Below are 21,222 nucleotides of genomic sequence, written 5' to 3'. Positions count from 1 at the left end.
TTGTTGAACCGCCGTGCGGAGCGTATAGCGGCGACCATGTCGAACCCAGCCGAGACCGCGGCCGCAGCGCCCGAGCCCATTCCCGAATGCCCGCACTGCCAGAAGCCGATGCCGCTGTGCATCTGCGACAGTGTCACGCCGATCGAGAACAAGCTCTCGCTCCTGATCCTGCAGCATCCACAGGAGCAGGACAGGGCGCTCGGCACGGCGCGGCTGCTTGCCAAGCATTTCGCCGATGCGACGGTGAAGGTCGGCCTGTCCTGGCCGAGCCTGTCCAAGGCGCTCGGCCGTCCGATCGAGAATGCCTCGCACTGGGCGGTGCTCTATCTCGGCTCGGCGCGCGCGGCCGATCTCGACGTGGACGGCGAGATCGTCGCGCTCAACCGCAAGGGCGAGGTCGCGGAGAACCAGCGCGCGATCCTCGGCAAGCTCGAAGGCGTGGTGCTTCTCGACGGCACCTGGAGCCAGGCCAAGGCGCTGTGGTGGCGCAATCCCTGGATGCTGAAATGCCAGCGCGTGATCCTCAATCCGAAGCACCCGTCGCGCTACGGGCGCCTGCGCCGCGAGCCACGCAAGGACGGACTGTCGACAATCGAAGCGGCCGCGACGTTGCTGTCGGGGCTGGAGCGGCGCCCCGACATTGCCGAGACGCTGAACGCCAGTTTCGAACGGCTGTTGGCACGCTATCGCGAGGTTCAGGCCGAGATGCCGGATCTCGCGCCGAAGCCGGCGCCAAAAGGCCGCCGACGCGATTTCCGCCGAGGCAAGCGGTCCTGATTTTGCGGTCATCGCGGCGGAGCCCGGGACAAGGAGGCCTGAGCCCGCCCCGCGGGGTTGCCTAAACGTCTGATCCCCTATATTGCTCCGCCCTCGTTGAGGCCACGTGGCGGAGTGGTTACGCAACGGTCTGCAAAACCGTGTACACCAGTTCAATTCTGGTCGTGGCCTCCATCACAACTCCCTGATATCCCAGCAAAAAAATCTTCGCGCCGGTTCCGCACGCGACCGGGACGGCATCTTGCGCCTGCCCGGCACCGTGTTCGCCCGGGGGTGGCCGGAAACCCGCGATTCAGGTGGTCTGGCATAGAGTTCGCATCAGCTGGGTGATGCAGTCCCACCAACCGAGCCCTGGAGAGCACGTGGGCGAGATCGTACGATTTATCCCGAAGTCCGAGCTGGAGCGGGCGCGCCTCATTCAAGAGGCACGCGCGATCTATGACAGCATCTTCCCGCCTGCCGTGCCCGACCGGGCGCCGCAGGATGACGAGGACAGCGTCAAGAATTGATCGTCGGACGGCGTGATCGCGCCTCGCGTGTCGCGACGTCGACCTGTTGTATCAGGCCGGGCCAGGATGTCTCAGCAGGCGGCGTACCAACCGTCCGGAAAGGGCAGCAGGGGCCAGGCGCCCTCATTGTCGTTGGCCGCTTTCGGCGTCGCGTCGAAGCTCCACGAGCGGGACAGGAAGTCCTCCTCCGGTGCGGGCGCGAAATTGTTATGAATCATGGCGTCGCGGACGGCATCCAGCATCAAGTTGAATTCGGCTTCGCTCATCACACCCTCCGGACCACGGATGGCGCACTGTCGCAAAGCCGGTTTGTTACCCGATTGACCCGATCGCTCGCATTTTAACGATCAGGCGATCAGGGCCCGTTTGGTTAGCGTTTCGTGAAAATCCCCAAAGAAAATCCCCGAGGAAAAAACCCCGAAGGAAAGTCTAGGTTCCTGCGCGGCGATGCCAGTGTGAAAGAGATCACATTCCCCGGGATTTAATCCTCCTACCTCTTTGCCCACACCGGCCAACGGCGGCCGGGCGGGCAAGGCAGACAGGAGACCGGTCATGAAGGCGAGGTTCTTGCGGTTTGCGCGTGTGAGAAGCCGGGCGCGCCGCGCCTCCACGGTCGGGCTGTTCCTGACGCTGTTTGCCACCACAGCCCAGGCGCAACAGGGCACGCCGGAACAGCGCCGGGCCTGCACACCCGACGTCTACCGGCTCTGCGCCGGCGAGATCCCGAACGTCCGCGCCATCACGGCCTGTCTGCGTCGTAACCGCTCAAGCCTGAGCGAGGCTTGCCGCAGCGTGTTCGACCAAACGGGCAACTGAGCCAGGTTGGCTGTGGATTTGTGCGCAGCAAGTGGCTGGTGAATTCTGCACAAATCGTCCGCGTCGAGCTGTGGATATGCTGCGGACAAGCTGTTGAACGACCGGGGTCCGAGGCCGGTCCGGGAAATCTCGGAATCACACCTGACGGATTCGTGACGCAGATTCGCCTTGCAGCAAGATCGTCTGATTTGTCAGGACGCCTCAGCCCGAACGACGGGACCTCGTTCCGGCTGACCTATCTAACGTTTGCCGAACCATTCCTCGTAAATCCTCTGATATGTGTCGCCCTCGCGGAGCCCCAGAAGAGCTTCGTTCACTTGCTTGCGCAGGGGACTGCCCATCGGAAAAACGATGCCGTAGTCTTCCTTGTGGAACACCTCGCCAACGGTCCGGGCCAATCCTCTGCCGTCGTGGGTCGTGAAGTAAAGCAGGGCGGGTGAATCGAACACGACCGCGTCGACCTGCTGGTCCAGTAGCGCGTGGTAGAGGTCATCGACCTTCTCGTATTCGCGAACCTCGGTCTTGAGCTCATTCAGATAAGCCGTCGCCGTGCTGCCCCGTGTCGTGCCGACGGTCTTGCCGACGAGATCCTGCGGGCCGTTGATCGGTCCCTTGATCTGCTGCACGGTCAGAGACGCCGTCAGCTGCGCCGTATAGAAGGCGACGAACACCACCCCCGTGAACATCCATAGCACGGCCACGATGCGAGCCATCCAGTGCCGCGGCATCTGGTCGGCCTGGGTGGCGAGCGTGCCCGCCGCCCAAAACATCGCATGGAAAATTCCGGGGAAATATTTCCGGGTGGGAATGATTCCGCTGTGATGCGTTCGCTCGACCAGAAACATCAGATGTGCGGGAACGAGGATCAGGAGAAGCGCAACACCGAGCCAGATCAGCAGCGTGCGTGAGAAGAACAGTTGCATCAGTTCGCGCAACGGATTGGCTGCGACATTGACGGCATTGCCACGCACCAGAACCTGCAGGCCCGAGTTCATGATCGGCTGGGAGAAGTCGAATCTGTCCTCTCGCTCCGACGTGATCGAGATGGCCGCGATGGCGAGATCGGCCCGTCCACTTGCCACAGCGTCGAGCAATTCGCGCACATCCGGCAACACGACATATTCGGTCTCGCGGTTCAGTCGTTTTCCGATGCTGTTCCAGAGCTCGATACTGAAGCCGCCCAGCGTGCCGTTCTTCTCGACGACCATGGGTGGCACGACGCGGGTCGCCACCCGGAGCCTGGCGGTCTCTGCCTGGGCCGTAGACCAGGTCACGCAGATGAGCAGTGCCAACACCAGCCCGCGCGTGACCTTGGCCGCGAGCGGCCAGGGCAGCCGACCGGTTCGAGCGCGAGAGCTGGTGGCCGGTTGCGGACGTGTCATCGATGTTTCCTGGTCTCGAGCCGCGTCATTGGCGGATCCTTGAGGACCGTCCCGTCACGAATTGATGGCTCAGTCCGCCATAAAACACCATCCCTTGCGTTGCCCGTCGGGCAAAACACCCAATCAGCGGGTCAATCGTCGCCGGCGAAAATATTCTCCTTTACCGAATTTCTGATTTGCAGTAGACATCCGCCACCTCATCCCGGTCAGGGGGCGTATCGCGATCGTCACGAACGTGGGATGAGCCGTGGTGGACGTGGGTCACACCGGCGCGAAGGGTTTTGCAGGGCGGGCAACCGTGAGCAAAGGCTTCGCGCACACGACCGGTGTGACGGCGTACGGCAAAACCGTGTCGTCCTGACGCCCGGAGTCTGTGCGTCAAGTCTTGCGGTGATGCGTGCAGCTCAACCGGGCCCGCGCATCAGCCATCTGCAAGGCGACGGGGGCAATAGTGCATCGCTCCCCGGGGAGAACTCGGCATAAGCCGTCAACCCACTGCGCAGGGAAGGCCGGATGTTTTGGCTTCACCTGTATGCCGCTGTGCAGTCTCTTGTAGCGCAGATATCGCACAGTGGACCGCGGGTGCCAGCCGGCACCCGGTCTTCCCTGCACCCTCTGACATTGGAGGGGTGATGCGGCGATGCAAAGCTCGGGCGCAACTCGCCGCGAGGATGAGAAGGTGTGTCTGCGTGTTGGGATACGAAGGGATAGCGCACAGTCCGTGCCCCGCACGCGGCGATGACGGCGAGAGAGTTGCCCATCACAACCCTGGTCCCAGTCGCTGTCGACTTTACGTAAAATTGCAACCCGAGCGTGCAGGAAGTCTTGATCGGCGGTGAACTAGGAGTGATGGCCCGCCTTGAACGCGGCCCCGGGCGACAGCGACTAACCTTCAGAGTGCATCAGGATCAGCGGAACGTGATCGAACTCTCCCTTTGTAAAGCACCAAAATGGTGCTTTAGTGCTTTCTATGAGCCCGTCGCCCCGAAATGCGCCATCGGCGCTTCGATACCGGCTTGCCCCTGATCCGGCCGCCAAGGCCGCCATGGAAGCGACGTTCCAGGCTTATGACCGCATGATGGAGATCCTGGATGAGGTCGCACGAACCCATAACGTGGGCTCCAATGTCGTGCTGCTGCATGCCCATGCCTACGAGCCGATCCGGAAAGAAACCGCGCTGCCGTCGCGGCTGGTGACGCTGGGCCTGCGCGACCGCGCGGACTATCGCGCCGCGCAAGGCCGCCGCCTGCCGCTCGACGACAAGCTCGCCAAGATCAAGGGGCCGGCCACCATTTCGATTTCCACCGTGCAAGGGCGCTTCAGCGTGCCCTTCGACTACGTCGGTTACGCGGACGGCTGGGGCCAGAGCGTGCCCGCGCACCTGATCCGCACCGACGACGGTTTCGAAGTTCACTACGGCGTCACGCCGAACAGTCTGCCAGAGGAGGAGAACGCTATGGATACCATCGCAGCCGCTCCCGAGAATTTCCTGTCCCGGGTCGGACGTCTCATTGCCGGCATCGCCTATGACGCGATCGAGCAGGCGGAAGGCAACAACAAGCTGAAAGTGGTCGGCCAGGCCATTCGCGAGATCGAGCGCGCCGAGAGCGAGGCGCGCGATGCGCTTGCTGCCGCGCGCGCCGAGGAATACCGCCTCAATGCGCGCCGTACCGAGATCGAACGCGAGATGACCGATCTCGCTGCCAAGATCGAGGGCGCGATCGCCGACAGCCGCGACGATCTCGCCCGCGCCGGTATCGCGCGGCAGATGGATCTGGAGGCGCAGTTCGAGGTGCTCTCCCGCGCCATCGACGAGAACAACGAGAAGATCGAGCAATGCGTCACCTCGCTGCGCGCAGTGCTCTCGGCGCTTCAGGATGCCGAACGGCGCCGCGTCGATCTTGAAAAGAGCGAGGCCGCGGCGAGCCACCAGGCGTCGAATTCGCCGCGGAAGCGTGGCGGCAGCTCCGCGACGGCGAAGGCGCTGCGTGCGGGCAGGGCGGTGGCGCGCGTCACCGGCGTGCCGCCGGGCATTCCGTATTCGAGTGACATCGACGAACTCAGCGCGCTCCATCGCGACAAGGAAATTGCGGCGAGGCTCGCGCGGTTGAAGTCGCGTTCCTGAGAGCATCGTGTCATGAGCGCATTGCTCGAACACGTCATGTCGCCGGAGGTCCGGCCGTTCGCGATCGCGGCGGCCATGATCCTCATCGTCGGCACGCTCGAAGTGGTCACGATGCTGGTCGGGGCCTCGCTAAGCGAGATGCTCGGCACCAGCATCGATTTCAGCCATCCCAGCGACAACGGCGTCATCAACGCCATCTCCTGGATCAACGTCGGCGGCGTGCCGCTGCTGATCTTCCTGTTGCTGGCGCTCGGCGCCTTCTCGATCACGGGCTTCCTGATCCAGGACGTCGCACGGATGGTGGCCGGCCCGTTGCCCGCCTCGATCGCCTCCCTTGCCGCGGTCGTCGTCTCGGTGCCGCTGGTCCGTGCCGCGAGCGGCGGCATCGCACGGATCATTCCCAAGGACGAGAGCTACGCCGTCGGCCTCGGCGATCTCGTCGGCCGCGTCGGGGAGGTCGTGGTCGGTCCGCTCGACCAGGGGCCGCCCGGCCGTGTCAGCGTCGCGGACATCCACGGCAACAGGCATTTCGTCTCGGCGGTTGCCGCGCCCACGTCATCGCCGCTGCCCCAAGGCACATTGGTACTCCTGGTCGATCGCGTCGACACGCGTTTCGTGGCTGTCAGGGCTGACGATGAACTGAAACCGACAAAACCTACTCCAAGCAGCAGCTAAGTCATTATCGGAGAAAATCATGTTCGACATCGCAGTCCCGGCCGTGATCGGCGTCGCGCTGATCGTCGTTTTGGGCATTATCTTCACCATTCTCTACAAGCGCGCCACGCGCGATGAGGCCTTCGTGCGCACCGGCCTCGGTGGCAAGAAAGTCGTGCTCGACGGCGGCGCCATGATCCTGCCGATCTTCCATTCCTATGCCAGCGTGAACCTGAAAACGCTCAGGCTTACGGTCGAGCGGAAGGAGAGGGAATCCCTCATCACCAAGGATCGGCTGCGCGTGGATATCGTGGCCGAGTTCTACGTCCGTGTTCGCCCGGATGACGAGAGCATTGCGCTGGCGAGCCAGACCCTGGGCGCATTGACCAACGACGCCGAAGCCCTGCGCAACCAGGTCGAGGCCAAATTCGTCGACGGCCTGCGTTCGGTGGCGGCGACCATGACCATCCTGGAGCTCCAGGAAAAACGTTCGGACTTCGTCAAGCACGTGCAGGCGACCGTGGAGTCCGACGTGAAATCCAACGGCCTCGAGCTGGAGTCGGTATCGCTCACGAAGCTCGACCAGACCGACGTCAAATTCTTCAACCCCGAGAACTTCTTCGACGCCGAAGGCCTGACCCAGCTCAAGACCATCACGGAAACCCGCCGACGCGACCGCAACGCGATCGTGCGCGACAACGAGGTCGCGATCGCGCAGAAGGATCTGGAGGCGCGCCAGCAGACGCTGGGGATCGAGCGGACCAAGAAGGAAGCCGAGCTGTCGCAGGAGCGCGACATTGCCAACAAGACCGCGAGCACGCGCGCCGAGGTCGCCACCGCGACGCAGACCGCGCGCCTGACCGAGGAGAACGCCCGCATCGACACCGACCGGGCGGTCGCGGAGAAGGAGGCGGGCGCCAAGCAGGTCAAGGAGACCGCCGTCATCGAGTCGGATCTCGCAATCAACAAGCGCAAGACCGACGCGCAGCGCGAAATCCAGATCGCAACCCAGGAAAACGAGATCCAGATCGCGTCCAAGAGCAAGCAGACTTCGGAGGCCGTAGCCGAAGCCAAGGCGGCCGAAGCACTCGCCGTATCGGCGGAGGAAAAGGTCGTGACCGCGCGCGCCGTCGAGGTTGCGGATCGCGCCCGACTGACCCAGGTGCTCGCCGCGCGCACCGAGGCCGAACGCAAATCCACCGAGTTGATCGTCGCGGCCGAAGCCGACAAGAAGGCTTCGCTCGACCGCGCCGAAGCCGTCAAGACGCTGGCGACGGCCGAAGCCGAGTCCAACAAGATCAAGGCGGTTGGCGTGCGCAACATCGGTGAGGCCGAGGCCGCCGTCATCACCATGAAGAACGAGGCGCAGAACAAGCTCGGCAGCAACGTCATCGATTTCGAGATTGCCAAGAAGCGGATCGAGACGATGCCGTCGGCGCTGGCCGAGATGGTCAAGCCGATCGCCAACCTCAAGGACGTTCGCATCCTGCACACCGGCGGTGCGTTCGGCGGCAACGGCAGCGGAGCTGCAGGCGGCGGCGTCGGCTTCGGCGAGGGGCTCGCCGGCGAACTGCTCAAGGTGCACGCGCTGCGTCCGATGATCGACGAGATCCTGCGCCAGAGCGGCTTTGCACCGGGCGATGATCCCGTGAAGTCACTGGTTGGCGCCGTTACAGGCAAGGCCAACGGTGCCGCGACCGTGCCGGCGGCGGTGCCTGCGCCGGAGAAAACAAACTCCGCCGATCTATGAATGTCGGTTCATTGCTACGGAGAATTCGAAACGATATGACTTGGCTCGTTGCGCGTCTCGCGTCGCGCAACGAGCCGGAGCGCGGGTCGAGAGGCCGTCGAAACTCTCGACCACGCTCCGGACGAACTGTTCAAGGCAACGCCTTGGTTGCCGCGGCGCTTGCGCCGATCGACGTCAATTCCTCGGCCTCAACGTACCGGACGATGGCTAGGACGAATGGGACAACGAGCTGGACAAGGTCTTGCAGAACCAGGCCAGCACCTATGTCGAGTTCGACGATGATGACGAAGGCTGCGTCTGGAACATCCGCGTTGATTGGGAGAACTACAACGAGTCCGTCCTCTGGAAGAACGTCAACCTCTGCAAGTTCACCGCGCTTCGCCTGCGCCACGATTCCGGCACCAAGTCCACCTCGTTCGTCGCCGAGTAATTTGACCTGACCCAAGCCGAGGAGGGGCTGGATCAGTCCTTTCTCAATGCTCTGCACACGATGGCGAATTCGTCCTTTGCAAGCGCAACCGGCTTTGTTATACGCAGCCCCGCGCGAGCGACTGGTTCGCTCTTTTCCTCGGTAGCTCAGCGGTAGAGCATCCGACTGTTAATCGGATGGTCGCTGGTTCGAATCCAGCCCGGGGAGCCAACAAATTCAATCACTTAGGTGAGAATTGGTTGGTCGCCTTTTTCGGCGTTCACACGCCATGCACACATTTTCGTGAGGTTGAGTTCGGGCCGACCTTCGATTCTGTTCTGCCGGGTCTCGTCGTGGCACCTCTCGACCAGGCGCCCGCCTCACGGCCTGCAGCCTACCCCCGTAAATTTCCCAAGTCAGCCAGCGCGCCTTTCGTGCTTTCCAGCGGTGGTGGCCGTCAATGACCAAGGCCAAGGCATTCCTGCTCGCAGTCGTTCTGCTGGCGGTGTTCTCACCAATGATCTGGTTCATAGTCGAGCTCTTTCTCCGAATGCCGAAGGGCTGACACGGAGTTGGAACCGCAAAGCAGCTACCAAGTTTTCCCGATTGCCGGGGTACGTGATGCCCCAGCGAGAAGGCATACCTTGCCCCAGTTCACTGATCCTTTGGTGAGGCTGGGGGCCTTTTCGCTGAGCCGTTCACGTCCACGACCTTGCTAGGAGCGAGATCGGCGCGCTCTGATCCTTTCGGTGACCCTGTCCGCCGCAACCGCGGCCATCGAGCAGGCTACCACCAGCAGGCCAGCGAATATCGCCAGAAACCAATTTTGAATCATCGCAATGATGCTCTTGGCGACCGCGCAACGTCTCGTGGGCGTCCGCCTTCTTTATCCATTCGTCGGACTCGACTCGTCAAACAGGCCATGGTTGTGTGCGGGTATTCATAAAACCTGTTCGGGAAGGGCTGAAATTGAAGACAATCGCACTAGCCATCGCTCTGACGCTTGTCGGTACCGCCGCACACGCTCAATATCTCAGCGGCACCGGCTCGAACCCGAGCACGCACACTTCATCGGGCTACACTCGCAGCAACGGCACATACGTAGCTCCCTACGTTGCGACCAACCCGAATGGTACCCAGCGGGACAACTTCGGCACCAGTGGCAACGTAAACCCATATACCGGCGCGACCGGCCACAGGACCCCGCGCTACTGAACCGACGACCGGGCACCCATAGGGGAGGGCGATCATGTCTGTGAGCCAAGCTGAAAATTATGCACGCCGAGCCAAGCAAGCCGGAGATGCAGACAAGGCAGTCGATAATTTGGTCAAGGCAATTGATCAGCTATGCAGTGAGGTACGCTCGCTGCAGGCAGAACTCGTGCGAGTGAAGAGATTAGCTCGTAGTTGAGAGCAAAAAAGGCCCCGCCGGCATCACCACCGGCGGGCCGATTCTCAAAATGCCGGATAATCCGGCAATAAGGCGATTAGATCAGTCATTGCAGCCGGTTAATCACCGATTTGTTCGATGGCGCCACTCAGCGCGCTTGCGAGCCCATCTAAGTCGATGGAGCGCCCAAAGGGCTCGGATCAATCGCACTTCACAGCATCCTTTATCCGGTCGGCCTTAGCCCCGATCTCCAGCGCCACTAAACGGGCGCCGTCAGATGCGTTTTCAGGATCAGGCCCGGCGAAGAGCACCGCCAAGAGATCGGCGAGGTGCACAATCTCGGAGGCAAGGTCGTGAGCGACGGCCGCTTTCATGCCATTGCCCCTTGCTGCCAGTCCTGCGTTCCGGCCTGCTCAAGCAAGCCGTCGCGGTCTCCGATGCCGCTCTCAGCGTGGTCTAGCTCAAGGTCTCGCCGGCCACCCGATGCCCAGCGCGTCTGATCACCACCCCAGATGGACGGATCACAGCTGCCAAGTGAAGGCTCGCCGTCTACGTCAGGCTCGCGGCCGTCGTGCTCGGCGCCCTCATCCTCACACTGTGCGCCTTCGTCTTCGCATTCTTCCTCGAGCTCGTTCATGACGTAGGGGTCTGAGGCGTCCAGGAACGCGATCAGCCGGGTAATCTCGGCGGATGCCTCTTTCCTGAGTCTGGCGAGGTCGGTGAGGGAGGTTTGTCTCGCCCGCTGTTGGATAGCCAGCCCGGACAAAATCGCACGGGTGGACTCCGTATCAAGTTCTCTGATGTTTTCCATGGTGGTTGCTCTGTTTTGGCCTGCTACAGCCGCGCCCCGAAACGGACGGGGCAGCCGGGGGGTAGCAACCCGCCAGAGCGACGGGTCGGACGCTTTTAGGGATTTCTCCCCTGGACAGCACAGTCCGCCCCCGGCCACTTGCCCTCGGAATCCGAATAGGCAATAAGGTTCGGGTCGGAGCCGCACCGCCAAGTGCGCCCGTCGACTGCCGGAAACCGGCAATCTGAATTCAGCCGCGATCGCTCGTCGCCAAACGAGTGATTTCCTGACCAAGGAATGCGGCTCTAGCTCTGGTCCGGGTTGCTACACCCACGGACAGTCCACCACTGATTTGGTTAAAAATCCACCCCCTTCCTAGGGGCAAGGGCCCGCGCTACCATTGCGTGCATTATGCTTTGGGAGGGGGCAAGATATGGCCGTTAAGCGACCCTCGAGATTTGCCGAGAACCTCTTTGCGACACTTTGCTCTGCTGGAGGAGCAAAGGCGCACAAAGCGCAGGAAGACGAAAACGGATGGGACTATTTCGTGGAGCTGCCAATCGGCAGTCACCTAGGTCCGCTTGACACGCAGCCTGCAGAACCGACCGCCTTCGTTCAAGTAAAATCGAAAACCACCCGGGGGCTCAGCATAGAGATCAAACTATCAAATGCATTGAAGGCAGCGGCATCTGCGTTGCCATTTTTTATCGTTCTGGTCGTGATTCCAAAAGGCGCGACAACGCACAAGGTATATGCCAAGCACGTTTGGACGGAAATGATCACATCGGCCCTTCGCGAAGGACGTCTTGCCGAACGCGATGGTACGGCCCCCAATAAGAAGCGGATCCCCGTTAAGTTTAGCCCCAACGATGAAGTCACCGGCGGAATTGTAAGCTGGATGGTGGCACAGATCTCGATGATCGAAGGCGACTATCAATCGAAAAAGGCCAAGCTGTACCACGAAATTGGCCACGACACCTCGCTCGGCAGTCTCACATTCCAAGGAACCATGCCAGAGATCTACCGCGCGTTTCTTGGTATAGGAAATGGCCTGCCCGTCAAAAATTTCTCGTACTCACCGCTGCGCTTCGGGATCTCTTCGCCGAAGAGCGACATCAAGGGGGCATCTGGCACCGTTTACATCGAACCGAAGCCCATCAGCGATTGCGAAATCAAATTGCAAGGATCTGCCGACACGCCAGCAATCGCGGTCGCCGCGAAGCTCTATTATTACAACCCGACAGATAGGACAGCAGACGGCAGCTTTAGAGCATCAACCGGCGCGATAGAGCTTCTGCACGGCCCGGAGGGAGTTAGCGGCTTTTCATATAACCTTGATCCAACCGCTTTGCTGAGCATAAAGGCACTCCACGATTACGTTCTGTTCAATTGCTGGCGGTATCGATCGGCGAGAATTTCTGCTGAGGTGATTCACGAAAGCGGAATGCGATTGTTCCGCGGCACGATTAGCGAACCCGCAGGCCCCAGGGGCGATTGGGATGATATCCTTAAAATCGCCGACACGCTCAAGACTATTGTCGGTTCTTCGAAGTTCGAAATTAGTCTTGCGGAATTCCAGAATAGAATAAACGATCTGAATTTCGTCCACCAAATGATCACAGCATCTACTATGCACTATGAGGCGAAGATTAGCGACGCGCCGCCAGCGATCGATTTTCTAGCGTACTATTGTCACCTGCAGCTTGGAGACTACCATCTAGTCTCGATCATGCGTCGGGCTAAGACAGATCGACAGTTTGTGGATGATACCTGCATATTCGACTTCGGAGTTGTTGCCGATCAAGAAAACTATGTCCTTCGTTCTGGCATGGGCGATGCCAAAACGATCGCTCAGAAAGTTTATGACGACAAGGTTGGTCGACTTGGAGAGTCGTGCCGAGTGCTGAATGTTGGCGACATGCGAGCTTTTGCCGATCAATTAAATGCGCTAAATGCCACGGCGTGAAGAAACAATGGCTGACCAACAAATCGTCTTGAACATCAACCTCGACGGAGTCGCGGTACCGGCGACGTCGGCCGCTGCAGTCTGCAAGGAAATTGTAGATCTCTATTTCGCCGCGCTCGATAAAACGGATCTGTCGAAAAAGCCCGAGGACCAGTCAGACGGCAAGTCCATGAAGGTTGGTTTTTCGGGACTTGATCTCACAGCGAACGAACGCCGCGCCGTCCATCAGAGCTGGATCCTTGCTAGGGCATTTCAGGACCTCATGCGAGGTGTTCGCCGATCGCTTGAGGAAGCCTATTTTGTTCTGGAGCTTACAAGGGTCGGCAAGGTGCGAGCGGCCACCGACGGTACGTTGGATGACGTGTTGCGGCCATTTCGAAAGGCCGCGAACGATCTGAACTTTCCTAACCTTCTCGCCGCGGTAAATGCGCATCTCGATCCTCATTTCGAATTCACCGATGCGTACCAATCGATGCAGACCGCGAGAAATTGCCTTGAGCATCGAAATGGCATCGTTGGCAAGACCGATGCTGGTGACGACGGCAAGTTGGTGCTGCAATTTCCACGGATCAAGGTTTATGTCGAACGAGATGGAGGCGAAGTCGAGATTTTTCCCGGGATGCACGTTGAAGCTGGGACGATAATCATGGTCAAAACTGAATTGCGGCGACGAGAGTACACGATAGGACAACCTTTGATCATATCGGCCGTCGACTTTGATGAGATTGCGATCGCCTGTTCACAGTTTGGGGCTGCTCTTGCGCAAAAGCTCTCCGTAAAATTGGCGCCAAAGTGAGAACGCGGCAACGGTGGTAAGCTAGCCTCTCATCCAGGCACCTGAATCGTGCCCACCGCCCCAGAAGAAACCCCGCCGGCGCCGCGGCTTGTCCCGCCGATAGATCTGCTCAGCGAAGCGCAGCATCATGATCGCGTAGCGGGTCGCTGAGAGCAGGTCGTCGCCCAGCTTCACCACCTTGCCGTCCTTGCGGTGGTACAGGCGGAATTCCTCGAACCAGTCGAGCAGGGTGCTGAACACCTTCAGCTTGCCGGTTTCCATCCTGGTTAGCATGTCCATCAGGCCGGCCTCGACGCTCACGGAGCCGTCCTGAAACTGTGCATGTAAGTCCAGCATGTTGAGCTGTTGGTCGCGGTACTGCTGCGCCAGGGCGACGCCAGCGCCTTCCAGCGTCTCCCGGCGGCCATCACGGGGCCAAGCCCAGGGTAGGGGCCCCCAAGACCTAATAGCACCCGCGTGCACCACGGGAGTGGCCTCCCGCAGCCGATGCGCTTTGATCACATAGACCACGTCCTGGTCGGCATCCCAGGCCAGCTCAACGGCGGCAAAGGGATGGTCCCAACCGAAATCCATGCCGCCGATACGGTGCCAGTGTGTCGGGATCTCGAACGGCGCGACCGTGATCGACTCCTCCGTGACCGGAAAGATCCGGCCGGATCCCAAAATCGGGATGCCCTTAGTGCGCGCATCGCGCTCGTGGGCCGGATAGCTGGCGATGATCTTCTGCCGCTGCTCGGGCGTGTAGTGCTCGGCTTCCTCGATCGTCATGGAGGTGTCGTGCCGATCGGGCGACTTCTCGAGGAGGAAGCGCCGCACCACCTCTGACATGCCGAGCAGCGGCGTGAACGTCAGCCAGACCGGACCCGCGGTGACGTTGGTCCGGGTTAGCCCTTCCGAATAGATATCCTCCGGCGGCTCCTCATCGAACCAGAGCCAGTGCAGGCTTTCACCCTGCCACTTCTCGCGGCCCTGGACGTAGGACTTGAGGCCGATCGAGCTTTGACCGGCCTGGACGTCACCGCCGCCGCCCCAGCGAACAATGATGCTGCCCACAAGGTCAGGCACGCCGGCGCCGGGCACGGTCTCGATAATGGCGTCCTTCGGGATCGAGCCGGTCCCATGCTGACCAACGCGACCAAGCAAGATACGCTGCGGATTGTCGCGCAGGGTCTCGCCGGTCGGGCTACCGACCCAGGCATAGGTGGGCTCATCAAAGACTTTGCCCTTCCAGTCGTCGGGATAGCGGCCGGTCGCGTGCATGGCAGCTTCAAAGCCGCCGGCGATCGTCTTGCCAACCTGGTTGGCTGCACGAAAGAGCCGCTCTCGATAGACGAGACCAGCCTCGTGGAAAGATCGCTGCTTGGGGTAGGGGCGATAGTACTTCAGGCGGTTCTCAGTTGAGCGCCGCTTTTGCTCCGCCGTTAGCTCCGCTTCCAACCTGCTCAGATTTGAGACGTCGAATCTCGGCGAGGTATTCTGCAATCTCTTCGTCTCCCATCGCGTCGAGCCGGCCATCCTCCAGGATGAATTCCTTTGGCAGCACGGCCGTGATGATCTTCAGATAATCCTTTGGGCTTTCCTTGAAGACGATGTCGATCGCTGCCTTGCCGAACTCGGTGAAGTGCTCCTGAAGCGCGACAACAAAATCAGCGTGCAGCCGATTGCGCGCACCTTTGCGCCGGCCGCCATTGCCCTTGTTGCCGGGCAGGAACTTTCCGGTCCTATCGTCCTGCTCGGCCATCACTCGTCGTCTTTGTTCGCATTGTTGCTGAGGATGGAGCCGAGACTGAGCTCGGTATCATGCTCCACGTAGCCGCCGGGATGATGCGAGCCAGAGGCGCTTTTGCCGTGGTCAAGATCAAAAACCTTGTCGAGATCAGTGACGCCGTCCTTATCAGTTGCTTTCTCCCAGTTGGAGCGATCATCTCGCTCTAGCGAGAACTTCTCTGCCTTGCTGCCGTCGCTCTTTTTAGAGTCGCCGTATTTGTCGTTAATAAACCGCGCAAGCTCGCTGTCGTGGTCGCGGGGTTCGTCATAGTGGCTCTCGAACACCTTCCAGGCAGCCCCTTCATGGTCGCCATCAGCAATCATTTCATCTAGGTGTTCGTTCTTGCCGACGTGATCGCGGGAAAGCTGCGCATATGTCTTGTTATCGATGGCACCCTGCAACCACTTCAGCTCAAGCGCATCGGCCTTGACCTTGCGCTCGATGGCTTTGCGCCCTTCCAAAACGTCGTGGGAGTCGCGGTCGTCGTCGTATCCGCGCGCCAAGGCTTCCAGATCCTGGAGCGAGCCATCGGCTTGCATCTCGGAGAAAACGTCCACCGGCATTTTGTCGAGCATCTCGTGCCAGAGATGTGCCTCGAATTCCTTGTATTCCTTGTGCGTCAGTTTTCCCGCAGACACCATCTGGCCCGCGTGTGCAATGGCAAGATTCGCGCCGCGCAGATCATCGTCCCATTCGGGATTGCGCTTGGCGTGTGCAGTGCGCTTGAGAAGTTCTCGGCTCGGCATCAGAGATCCTTTCCCTCTTCAGGTAATCGTCGCGCCAGTGGCTATTCCGGCGCCATCACAACGGCGGGATCAGCACCCACAGCTTGAACCACCGCTAGCGTTTCAGGGTCGTCCGCGTTCACAGCGGGCTGGTCAGGCGCTCGCCATCGCTCCTGTTGCCGCACCGTCAGCATCGAAATTGCCTGCGTCAGTTGCGCGTCCGTCAGGCGCGAGATCAGTGTGCTCTTGCGGATGCGGTGGTACGGCGGGACATTTGCCCCGCGGAGAAACTCAACCAGATCGGCTTGCGTTGCGAGTTGCGACACAGAATTTCCGTCGACCGCAGACCAAGCGACAAAGCCGGCATCGTCAACAGCGACGTAGATCGCGCGCTTGCTCGAGTAGACCTGTGCATGGTCGCCACCGATCGACCAATAGTGATCGTTCCAATCAAAGTTCACGGCGCCACCTCATACTGCCCGTCGAAATTGACCATCGCGCCGCTAACGAGCATCCCCGTGCCGTCGTAGTAGTCGCAGCGAAAGTTGCCGCCCGACAGCAGGCCACGCGCTACTTTTCCCGTGTTGAGTGACGCGCCAGTCAGGAAGGCATTTCGCAAGGGCGTGCCGAGCGGAGGAGGGGAGACGATTGTGGTTCCAGTCGCGGTTCCGACCGTCGTCACGTTGAGCTCGAAGTGGAAAAAGACGGTCGTCCTGACCTTTTTCGCCCGCGCGACATAAGACATGGTCGTAAACGAGCCGCCGCCGCTGGGAGTGACCGTAGCTGTGTAGGCCGCCCACTCGCCTGCGTGGCTGTCAGTAACGAAGCCACCGCCGGCGCAGACGAGCCGCATCTTCTCACCCTGATAAATCGAGGCCGTGGACGCTCCATCGATCGTTTCGGACGCATTCGGGTCTATCGTGACGACACCCGTGTTGACGTTCTGAATGAAGCAATACCAGCCGTCGCCAAGTGTCGCCGCCGCCGTCACGGCCAGGGCGATCGACGTAGCGTTGTTGAGCAGAATTGTCTTCCCGTAATCTGATGCGACAAGCGTATCGCTTGAGGCCGTGATCGTGCGGCTTGCTATCTTGGGGAGAAGGGAAGCCGGAATTGTCGAAGTCGTGCTGAGGAAGTAGCTTCCTAGCGCATTGATATCCAGGCCGAATGCATAAGTCAGTCCGGTCTTGACGAGCGTCAGTGGGCTCGACGCCGTAACCAGCGCCGGGAAATGAGTCCGAAATTTTGCCCTGAGCTTCATTCAAACTCCCTCAACAACCGAGAGCGTGCCGTCGATCAGATCGGTCGCAAAACCATTGATTGTCACTTTGACACCCAAGCCATATCGCCCCGCGCATAGAGCGTTTAAGTCGTTGCTCGCGAATTGCCATTGGAAGCCGGGGCCAGGGACCGAAACCTTCCCGTTGCTGATCGATGCGGTCGCCCGCAGACAACCGTTCTCGTCCTTGATCGTCACGAGAATATCCAGCGGGCTTACCGCGGTGAGATCGGTTGTGGTCCCGTCGTCTTCGTCGACAAGTTCGACCACATCGCTCAGCCAGTCGGACTTGTTTGAAATCGTCGCAACCTCGCCGGTGTACATGCCTACACCGCCTTCAGATGGTTTTTGCGCAGCACCGTGTTCGCCAGCTTGTCCGGGTTCTCACGGAGAATGGACATCAGGTCGGAGAGCTTCACCGGGTTGGCGTCAGCCGCCTGAATGCGACTAGCGATGCCGCGCAGCAGCAAGCCAATGCGTTCCTCCGGGGTGCCGCTATCGATCTCACGGCAGAGGTCGTCGTACAGGCTGTTGTGGATGATCATCAGGCCGCTCCCACAGTCGCGCGCGGGGAGGGGATCACACCCTCACGCCGCAGCCGCTCCACCACCGTGTCGCGCAGGAAGTTCGATCGGGTGGTGAAGCTGGCCGCGGCCGAGCGGTCGATAACCTCAAGAAGCTCGGGCGAGCACTTGAAGACAGCTCGTTCAGTGAAGTGATCGGACGTTTGATCGGACATCTTGGTTCGCACCAGTGAGTGATTTGGTGCGAACAGGATACGCCTTATGGGAATCCGAACAAAGAAAATTGTGCTTCTGTATCAATGACTTGAAATTGCTCAGCGGGATTTGCCGTGCAAGCTAAGTGACAATGATGAAGTTGTCGGTTGAAAAGAAATTCAGCGCTTTTTTGTTACCACCGCCTCATGGCAGCACATGATAGCCGGCGCTGGCGATCACAGCGGGGTCAAACCCGGGCGGGTAGGGCTCGACTGCGTCATCCAGCCTGCGCACCGCCTGCCACTCGATGCCGACACCGCGGTCGAGGTTCGGGAGGTTTCCGCCATCCAGCCTTACCGTGACCGCAGTTCGCGTGCCGTCCGAGAATATGTATCGCAACGCCATTTTAGACCTCCGATTTGTGCACTTGCGTGTGCATCCAACAGAAACTTGAATTTCTGCAATAAAATCAATTATGAGCATCCGATAGATTGTCGGGTGCTCCGTCTAAAGCCCTGAAAACGACGCCTCCAGGCCGATCTCGGCGGATCCGCTTTGCCACTCGCTCAGCAGCTCGAACAATCGCCTTGCGGTGCTTGTGCAGCGGCTTGCCCTCCAATCGCGGATAACACCATTTCGCTAAATCCGAAGTTGTGAGTTCCATTTTAGGGTTAGCCATGAAGCAGCGCCAAATCCTGCGCTGGACCCTTCCGGCACCTCGCAAGGGGACAACCGGAACCGCTGAGCCGCTTCCGCCGGCGGCTGGCGGCCTTCTATTCCCCTCTTTCGGCATTTCTCAACGCCATAAGCTCGTCAACGATCGCTTCGAGTTCCCTAGTCTGTCTTTCAAAGATAGTCATCTGTTCCTCTGCCCTTGAGACCGCGTCGGCCCAGAGCGTTTCCCGCACGTTGGCGGTTACCTCAATCTCGAACTTCCCAAGTTTCATTTCAAATCTCCGTCGGCCTTTGCCTGAGCAACCTCTGTCTTCTCTTCGTTGGTCGCCCGCGTCCCCAGAGCGGGCGTTTCCAACGCACTGGGGGTATGGGGGGTTGGAAACACACGGTTGGTAGGGGGGTTGGAAGCTGTTGGAAGGCAGTTAGCACCCCCGTTGGTAGGGGGGTTGGAAGGGTCGGAAGTGAGTTGGTAGGGGGGTTGGAAGGCCACTCATGCCCTCCTTTCGAGGTGAGTGCGGCGTCGAGAGGCCGAACCCGTCTCGACAACACGGATGCTGCCGGCGGATAGCAGGCGCTCCATCGCGCCACGGAAGGCGTTGACCTTGACGCCGCCGGCGTCCGGATCATCGGCAAATTCTGTCGGTGCACTTCCCTTGGCATTCTTAGCGTGCACGGGACGACCTTGAGCATTGCGTTTGTCGAGCAGCCTAAGGAACAGATCCTCAACGTCGCGGTCAGCAGCGGCTCGATATGACGAGCTTTCGCCGGCCATTGCCGTGGTGAAGGTGAGGCCTTCCCACCGGAGCGTCACTTTCTCGCCAGTGCGGCCGCGGTTCGATTTGGTAACTGTGAGGGTGCGCGCGTCCGGATCGTCCTTCTCGGGGTCGCTAAGGTGCAGCATAGAGCGCACCGAGTTGCGCCAGTCCACCGAGTTGGCGGTCCCGCTACCATCGGCCATGCCGCGCACTGAGGGATGGTCGAGCAGCACGATCGCGGTGTCATGCTTACGGGCGATCTTGCGCAACATCGCGAGAAAGGCGCGGACCTGTCGCCGAGCGATGGCCTCACCGTCGAAAACGGCGGCAACATTGTCGATCACCACCAGGCGGGGCTCGTGCGTCTCGATCCATGTTTCCAGCCAGTCGAGCAGCGGAGCGCGCGCAAGACGCCCGTCCTTCCCGGCGTGCACAAGCCAAGTGCTTTCCAGGTCTGGAAACACCATGTGCAGGTCCGGTAGATTGTACGGGTCAATGCAACGGTGCTTGCAGATGCGCTCTTCGCGCTCCCGGATGTTTTGCTCCGGCTCCTCGCAGCTGAGGAGGAGCACGACGCCGTTCTCGATCGTGCAGCCTAGCCAGTCGGAGAGGCCGGCAGAGACGTAGACGAGCAGCTGCATGACGATCTCGGTTTTGCCGCTCCCACCGTTCCCGGAGATGATAGTCAGATCGCCGCTAGGAATGCGCGACGAGGCCAGCCAGCGCTGCTGCTCAGGCTCGGCGCCTTTCCAGACCGCGGGGGTGATCGTCACATAGACAGGCTTTGTCGGGCCCGGGGCCGGGGTTATCCCGGTCATCGGCTCCGCGATATGCTCCCCATCCGCACCGTCTGGATAGGCGTCCGGTGTCGGCCCAAAATCTCTATCAAAGGCATGCAAGTTCATTCGTGCAGGCCCTCCGCCATGACCTTTTGGATGCGATCTTGGCCGTATTCGAAAGTAAGCTGGTTATAGGTCGCGATTTCCTGGAGCAGGTCAGCGGCTTCGGGCCTGCTCAGCAAGCCGAGATGCACGAGCTCTCCGATGTCATTGGCAGCATCTGCAAACGCAAAAAACTTCGCGTTTGCAACTGACATGACGTAGCGGACGTGCAGGGGAGACCATTCGCAGATGTCCATCATTCGATGGGCCTCACGGTCACGACCACGAGCGGCTGAGGTCCGTAGCGCTTCTCTACAGCGAACAGCACCACCTGCGAGTCATCGCGATAGACGACGCCGTTCAGCCCATCGTTCCAGGCTTTGAGCACGTTATCGAGGTCCGGCTTTTTGGTCGGCTTGATCTCCCCGGTGATGGCCTGCTGCTGCTTACGCTGCGACCACGAGGCCGGCACGGGATAGATGGCGCGCAGAGTGAACTCCACCGCTTGCTCGAATGGCGGACGATCGCCCATGGCGTCCACCGCGGCGCCGAAGATCAGGCTTTCGTAGGTGCGAGTTTTCTGCGGCGTGTAGTGGCCCACACGTCCGCCGCGGATGAACGCGCGAGCTCGGCCCTTACCCTGGGGCGGGCCCTGTACGGTGATGGTAACAGGCTCGGTCATGCTGCGCCCCTCGGATTAGAGGGCAACAGGGACACCACAAATCCGACCGTCCTGCTGGACTCAATGCGCCGCGCGGCTTCACGGAGTCGCCGGGCAAGCTCTTCCTGCTCACCGCGGGCATAGTGCTCAAGGGCATGGTCGCGAATGCAATCGATTTGCTGTTTGAGCGCTTCCAGATGCATCAACGTGCCTCCCCGAAAGCCAGCTCAGCAACGGTGACAGCCGTGCTAGCGGGGAGGGCGAAGATCTCGGCGAGGTATTGCGCGCGAAGGGTCTCGAGGCGTATATGTTCGGAATTGATCTTTGCCAGATCGCAATTCCGAAGGTCCGTTCCCGTGGCGACGGGGACGGCCTTCAACGTTTTGGAGGTCATG

The 21,222-nt window shown here is 60.4% G+C and carries 28 protein-coding genes and 2 tRNA genes; 11 read left to right on the top strand and 19 right to left on the bottom strand.

Annotated features, from left to right (window positions below; all coding sequences use genetic code 11):
• Positions 1–36: 36 nt before the first annotated feature.
• The 3 genes from QY049_RS03390 to QY049_RS03380 all read left to right on the top strand — a co-directional run bounded on the left by QY049_RS03390 (position 37) and on the right by QY049_RS03380 (position 1,286).
• Positions 37–777 carry a tRNA-uridine aminocarboxypropyltransferase gene (locus QY049_RS03390; protein ID WP_194475959.1) on the top strand — a complete coding sequence of 247 codons (741 nt, stop codon included), beginning with the start codon at positions 37–39 and terminating at the stop codon, positions 775–777.
• Positions 778–877: 100 nt separating this feature from the next.
• Positions 878–951: transfer RNA gene (locus QY049_RS03385), tRNA-Cys, on the top strand.
• A gap of 188 nt (positions 952–1,139) precedes the next feature.
• Positions 1,140–1,286, top strand: a complete 147-nt coding sequence (locus QY049_RS03380) for a hypothetical protein (RefSeq protein ID WP_194475958.1) — start codon at positions 1,140–1,142, stop codon at positions 1,284–1,286.
• Between the two features lie 71 nt (positions 1,287–1,357).
• Here the strand turns inward: QY049_RS03380 and QY049_RS03375 are convergent, their stop codons facing one another.
• Positions 1,358–1,552 (bottom strand): hypothetical protein, encoded by a 195-nt coding sequence (locus tag QY049_RS03375; RefSeq protein ID WP_301268910.1) that lies wholly within the window; start codon positions 1,550–1,552, stop codon positions 1,358–1,360.
• Positions 1,553–1,838: 286 nt separating this feature from the next.
• Here QY049_RS03375 and QY049_RS03370 point away from each other — a divergent pair, with 286 nt between their 5' ends.
• On the top strand, positions 1,839–2,102 hold the full coding sequence (locus tag QY049_RS03370; protein WP_258761645.1) for a hypothetical protein: 264 nt from the start codon (positions 1,839–1,841) through the stop codon (positions 2,100–2,102).
• A 239-nt stretch (positions 2,103–2,341) separates the two neighbouring features.
• On the opposite strand, the gene QY049_RS03365 is transcribed toward QY049_RS03370, so the two are convergent.
• Positions 2,342–3,484, bottom strand: coding sequence for a transporter substrate-binding domain-containing protein (locus tag QY049_RS03365; protein ID WP_301268909.1), 1,143 nt, complete (start codon positions 3,482–3,484; stop codon positions 2,342–2,344).
• 961 nt (positions 3,485–4,445) lie between these two features.
• Here QY049_RS03365 and QY049_RS03360 point away from each other — a divergent pair.
• From QY049_RS03360 to QY049_RS03340, 5 genes are all read left to right on the top strand, one after another.
• On the top strand, positions 4,446–5,609 hold the full coding sequence (locus tag QY049_RS03360; protein WP_194475954.1) for a PspA/IM30 family protein: 1,164 nt from the start codon (positions 4,446–4,448) through the stop codon (positions 5,607–5,609).
• A 12-nt stretch (positions 5,610–5,621) separates the two neighbouring features.
• Complete coding sequence (locus QY049_RS03355; protein ID WP_194475953.1) at positions 5,622–6,284, top strand: OB-fold-containig protein; 663 nt, start codon at positions 5,622–5,624, stop codon at positions 6,282–6,284.
• Between the two features lie 19 nt (positions 6,285–6,303).
• Positions 6,304–8,013, top strand: coding sequence for a flotillin family protein (locus QY049_RS03350; protein WP_194475952.1), 1,710 nt, complete (start codon positions 6,304–6,306; stop codon positions 8,011–8,013).
• Positions 8,014–8,254: 241 nt separating this feature from the next.
• The gene (locus tag QY049_RS03345; protein ID WP_301268908.1) at positions 8,255–8,443 is read left to right on the top strand and encodes a hypothetical protein; all 189 of its coding nucleotides are present in this window, start codon (positions 8,255–8,257) and stop codon (positions 8,441–8,443) included.
• A 135-nt stretch (positions 8,444–8,578) separates the two neighbouring features.
• Positions 8,579–8,653 (top strand) — tRNA-Asn (locus QY049_RS03340).
• A gap of 1,359 nt (positions 8,654–10,012) precedes the next feature.
• Here QY049_RS03340 and QY049_RS03335 read toward each other — a convergent pair.
• Together QY049_RS03335 and QY049_RS03330 are read right to left on the bottom strand one after the other, a co-directional pair.
• Positions 10,013–10,186 (bottom strand): hypothetical protein, encoded by a 174-nt coding sequence (locus QY049_RS03335; RefSeq protein ID WP_301268907.1) that lies wholly within the window; start codon positions 10,184–10,186, stop codon positions 10,013–10,015.
• Positions 10,183–10,623, bottom strand: a complete 441-nt coding sequence (locus QY049_RS03330) for a hypothetical protein (protein ID WP_301268906.1) — start codon at positions 10,621–10,623, stop codon at positions 10,183–10,185. Before QY049_RS03330 ends, QY049_RS03335 begins: the two co-directional genes overlap by 4 nt.
• Before the next feature lie 412 nt (positions 10,624–11,035).
• Here QY049_RS03330 and QY049_RS03325 point away from each other — a divergent pair, with 412 nt between their 5' ends.
• Both QY049_RS03325 and QY049_RS03320 read left to right on the top strand, forming a co-directional pair.
• Complete coding sequence (locus QY049_RS03325; protein WP_301268905.1) at positions 11,036–12,568, top strand: hypothetical protein; 1,533 nt, start codon at positions 11,036–11,038, stop codon at positions 12,566–12,568.
• Positions 12,569–12,575: 7 nt separating this feature from the next.
• Positions 12,576–13,364, top strand: coding sequence for a hypothetical protein (locus QY049_RS03320; protein WP_301268904.1), 789 nt, complete (start codon positions 12,576–12,578; stop codon positions 13,362–13,364).
• Between the two features lie 21 nt (positions 13,365–13,385).
• Here the strand turns inward: QY049_RS03320 and QY049_RS03315 are convergent, their stop codons facing one another.
• The 15 genes from QY049_RS03315 to QY049_RS03245 all read right to left on the bottom strand — a co-directional run bounded on the left by QY049_RS03315 (position 13,386) and on the right by QY049_RS03245 (position 21,221).
• Positions 13,386–14,846 (bottom strand): terminase family protein, encoded by a 1,461-nt coding sequence (locus QY049_RS03315; RefSeq protein WP_301268903.1) that lies wholly within the window; start codon positions 14,844–14,846, stop codon positions 13,386–13,388.
• On the bottom strand, positions 14,758–15,105 hold the full coding sequence (locus QY049_RS03310) for a hypothetical protein (protein WP_301268902.1): 348 nt from the start codon (positions 15,103–15,105) through the stop codon (positions 14,758–14,760). The genes QY049_RS03315 and QY049_RS03310 overlap by 89 nt, the downstream gene beginning before the upstream one ends.
• Positions 15,105–15,878, bottom strand: coding sequence for a hypothetical protein (locus QY049_RS03305; RefSeq protein ID WP_301268901.1), 774 nt, complete (start codon positions 15,876–15,878; stop codon positions 15,105–15,107). Before QY049_RS03305 ends, QY049_RS03310 begins: the two co-directional genes overlap by 1 nt.
• Before the next feature lie 41 nt (positions 15,879–15,919).
• Entirely contained in the window at positions 15,920–16,318 is a 399-nt protein-coding gene (locus QY049_RS03300) for a hypothetical protein (RefSeq protein WP_301268900.1), read from the bottom strand.
• Positions 16,315–17,118 carry a hypothetical protein gene (locus tag QY049_RS03295; RefSeq protein WP_301268899.1) on the bottom strand — a complete coding sequence of 268 codons (804 nt, stop codon included), beginning with the start codon at positions 17,116–17,118 and terminating at the stop codon, positions 16,315–16,317. The genes QY049_RS03300 and QY049_RS03295 overlap by 4 nt, the downstream gene beginning before the upstream one ends.
• Complete coding sequence (locus QY049_RS03290; RefSeq protein WP_301268898.1) at positions 17,119–17,460, bottom strand: hypothetical protein; 342 nt, start codon at positions 17,458–17,460, stop codon at positions 17,119–17,121. It abuts the gene before it with no gap.
• Positions 17,461–17,462: 2 nt separating this feature from the next.
• A complete protein-coding gene (locus tag QY049_RS03285; RefSeq protein WP_301268897.1) occupies positions 17,463–17,681 on the bottom strand; it encodes a hypothetical protein in 219 nt (72 codons plus the stop codon).
• Positions 17,681–17,875, bottom strand: coding sequence for a hypothetical protein (locus QY049_RS03280; protein WP_301268896.1), 195 nt, complete (start codon positions 17,873–17,875; stop codon positions 17,681–17,683). The genes QY049_RS03285 and QY049_RS03280 overlap by 1 nt, the downstream gene beginning before the upstream one ends.
• 184 nt (positions 17,876–18,059) lie before the next feature.
• Positions 18,060–18,260, bottom strand: a complete 201-nt coding sequence (locus QY049_RS03275; RefSeq protein ID WP_301268895.1) for a hypothetical protein — start codon at positions 18,258–18,260, stop codon at positions 18,060–18,062.
• A 368-nt stretch (positions 18,261–18,628) separates the two neighbouring features.
• Positions 18,629–18,802 (bottom strand): hypothetical protein, encoded by a 174-nt coding sequence (locus QY049_RS03270; protein WP_301268894.1) that lies wholly within the window; start codon positions 18,800–18,802, stop codon positions 18,629–18,631.
• 218 nt (positions 18,803–19,020) lie between these two features.
• Complete coding sequence (locus QY049_RS03265) at positions 19,021–20,190, bottom strand: AAA family ATPase (protein ID WP_301268893.1); 1,170 nt, start codon at positions 20,188–20,190, stop codon at positions 19,021–19,023.
• Complete coding sequence (locus QY049_RS03260) at positions 20,187–20,426, bottom strand: hypothetical protein (protein WP_301268892.1); 240 nt, start codon at positions 20,424–20,426, stop codon at positions 20,187–20,189. Before QY049_RS03260 ends, QY049_RS03265 begins: the two co-directional genes overlap by 4 nt.
• Positions 20,423–20,848, bottom strand: a complete 426-nt coding sequence (locus QY049_RS03255) for a RusA family crossover junction endodeoxyribonuclease (RefSeq protein WP_301268891.1) — start codon at positions 20,846–20,848, stop codon at positions 20,423–20,425. Before QY049_RS03255 ends, QY049_RS03260 begins: the two co-directional genes overlap by 4 nt.
• Complete coding sequence (locus QY049_RS03250; protein ID WP_301268890.1) at positions 20,845–21,030, bottom strand: hypothetical protein; 186 nt, start codon at positions 21,028–21,030, stop codon at positions 20,845–20,847. Before QY049_RS03250 ends, QY049_RS03255 begins: the two co-directional genes overlap by 4 nt.
• On the bottom strand, positions 21,030–21,221 hold the full coding sequence (locus QY049_RS03245; protein ID WP_301268889.1) for a hypothetical protein: 192 nt from the start codon (positions 21,219–21,221) through the stop codon (positions 21,030–21,032). The genes QY049_RS03250 and QY049_RS03245 overlap by 1 nt, the downstream gene beginning before the upstream one ends.
• Between the last annotated feature and the right edge of the window lies 1 nt (position 21,222).

This window comes from Bradyrhizobium sp. WYCCWR 13022, from assembly GCF_030435535.1.
In the GTDB taxonomy this organism is placed as follows: domain Bacteria; phylum Pseudomonadota; class Alphaproteobacteria; order Rhizobiales; family Xanthobacteraceae; genus Bradyrhizobium.
The sequence above is the reverse complement of the archived record's forward strand: the minus strand, read 5'-3'. Positions and strand labels throughout refer to the sequence as shown.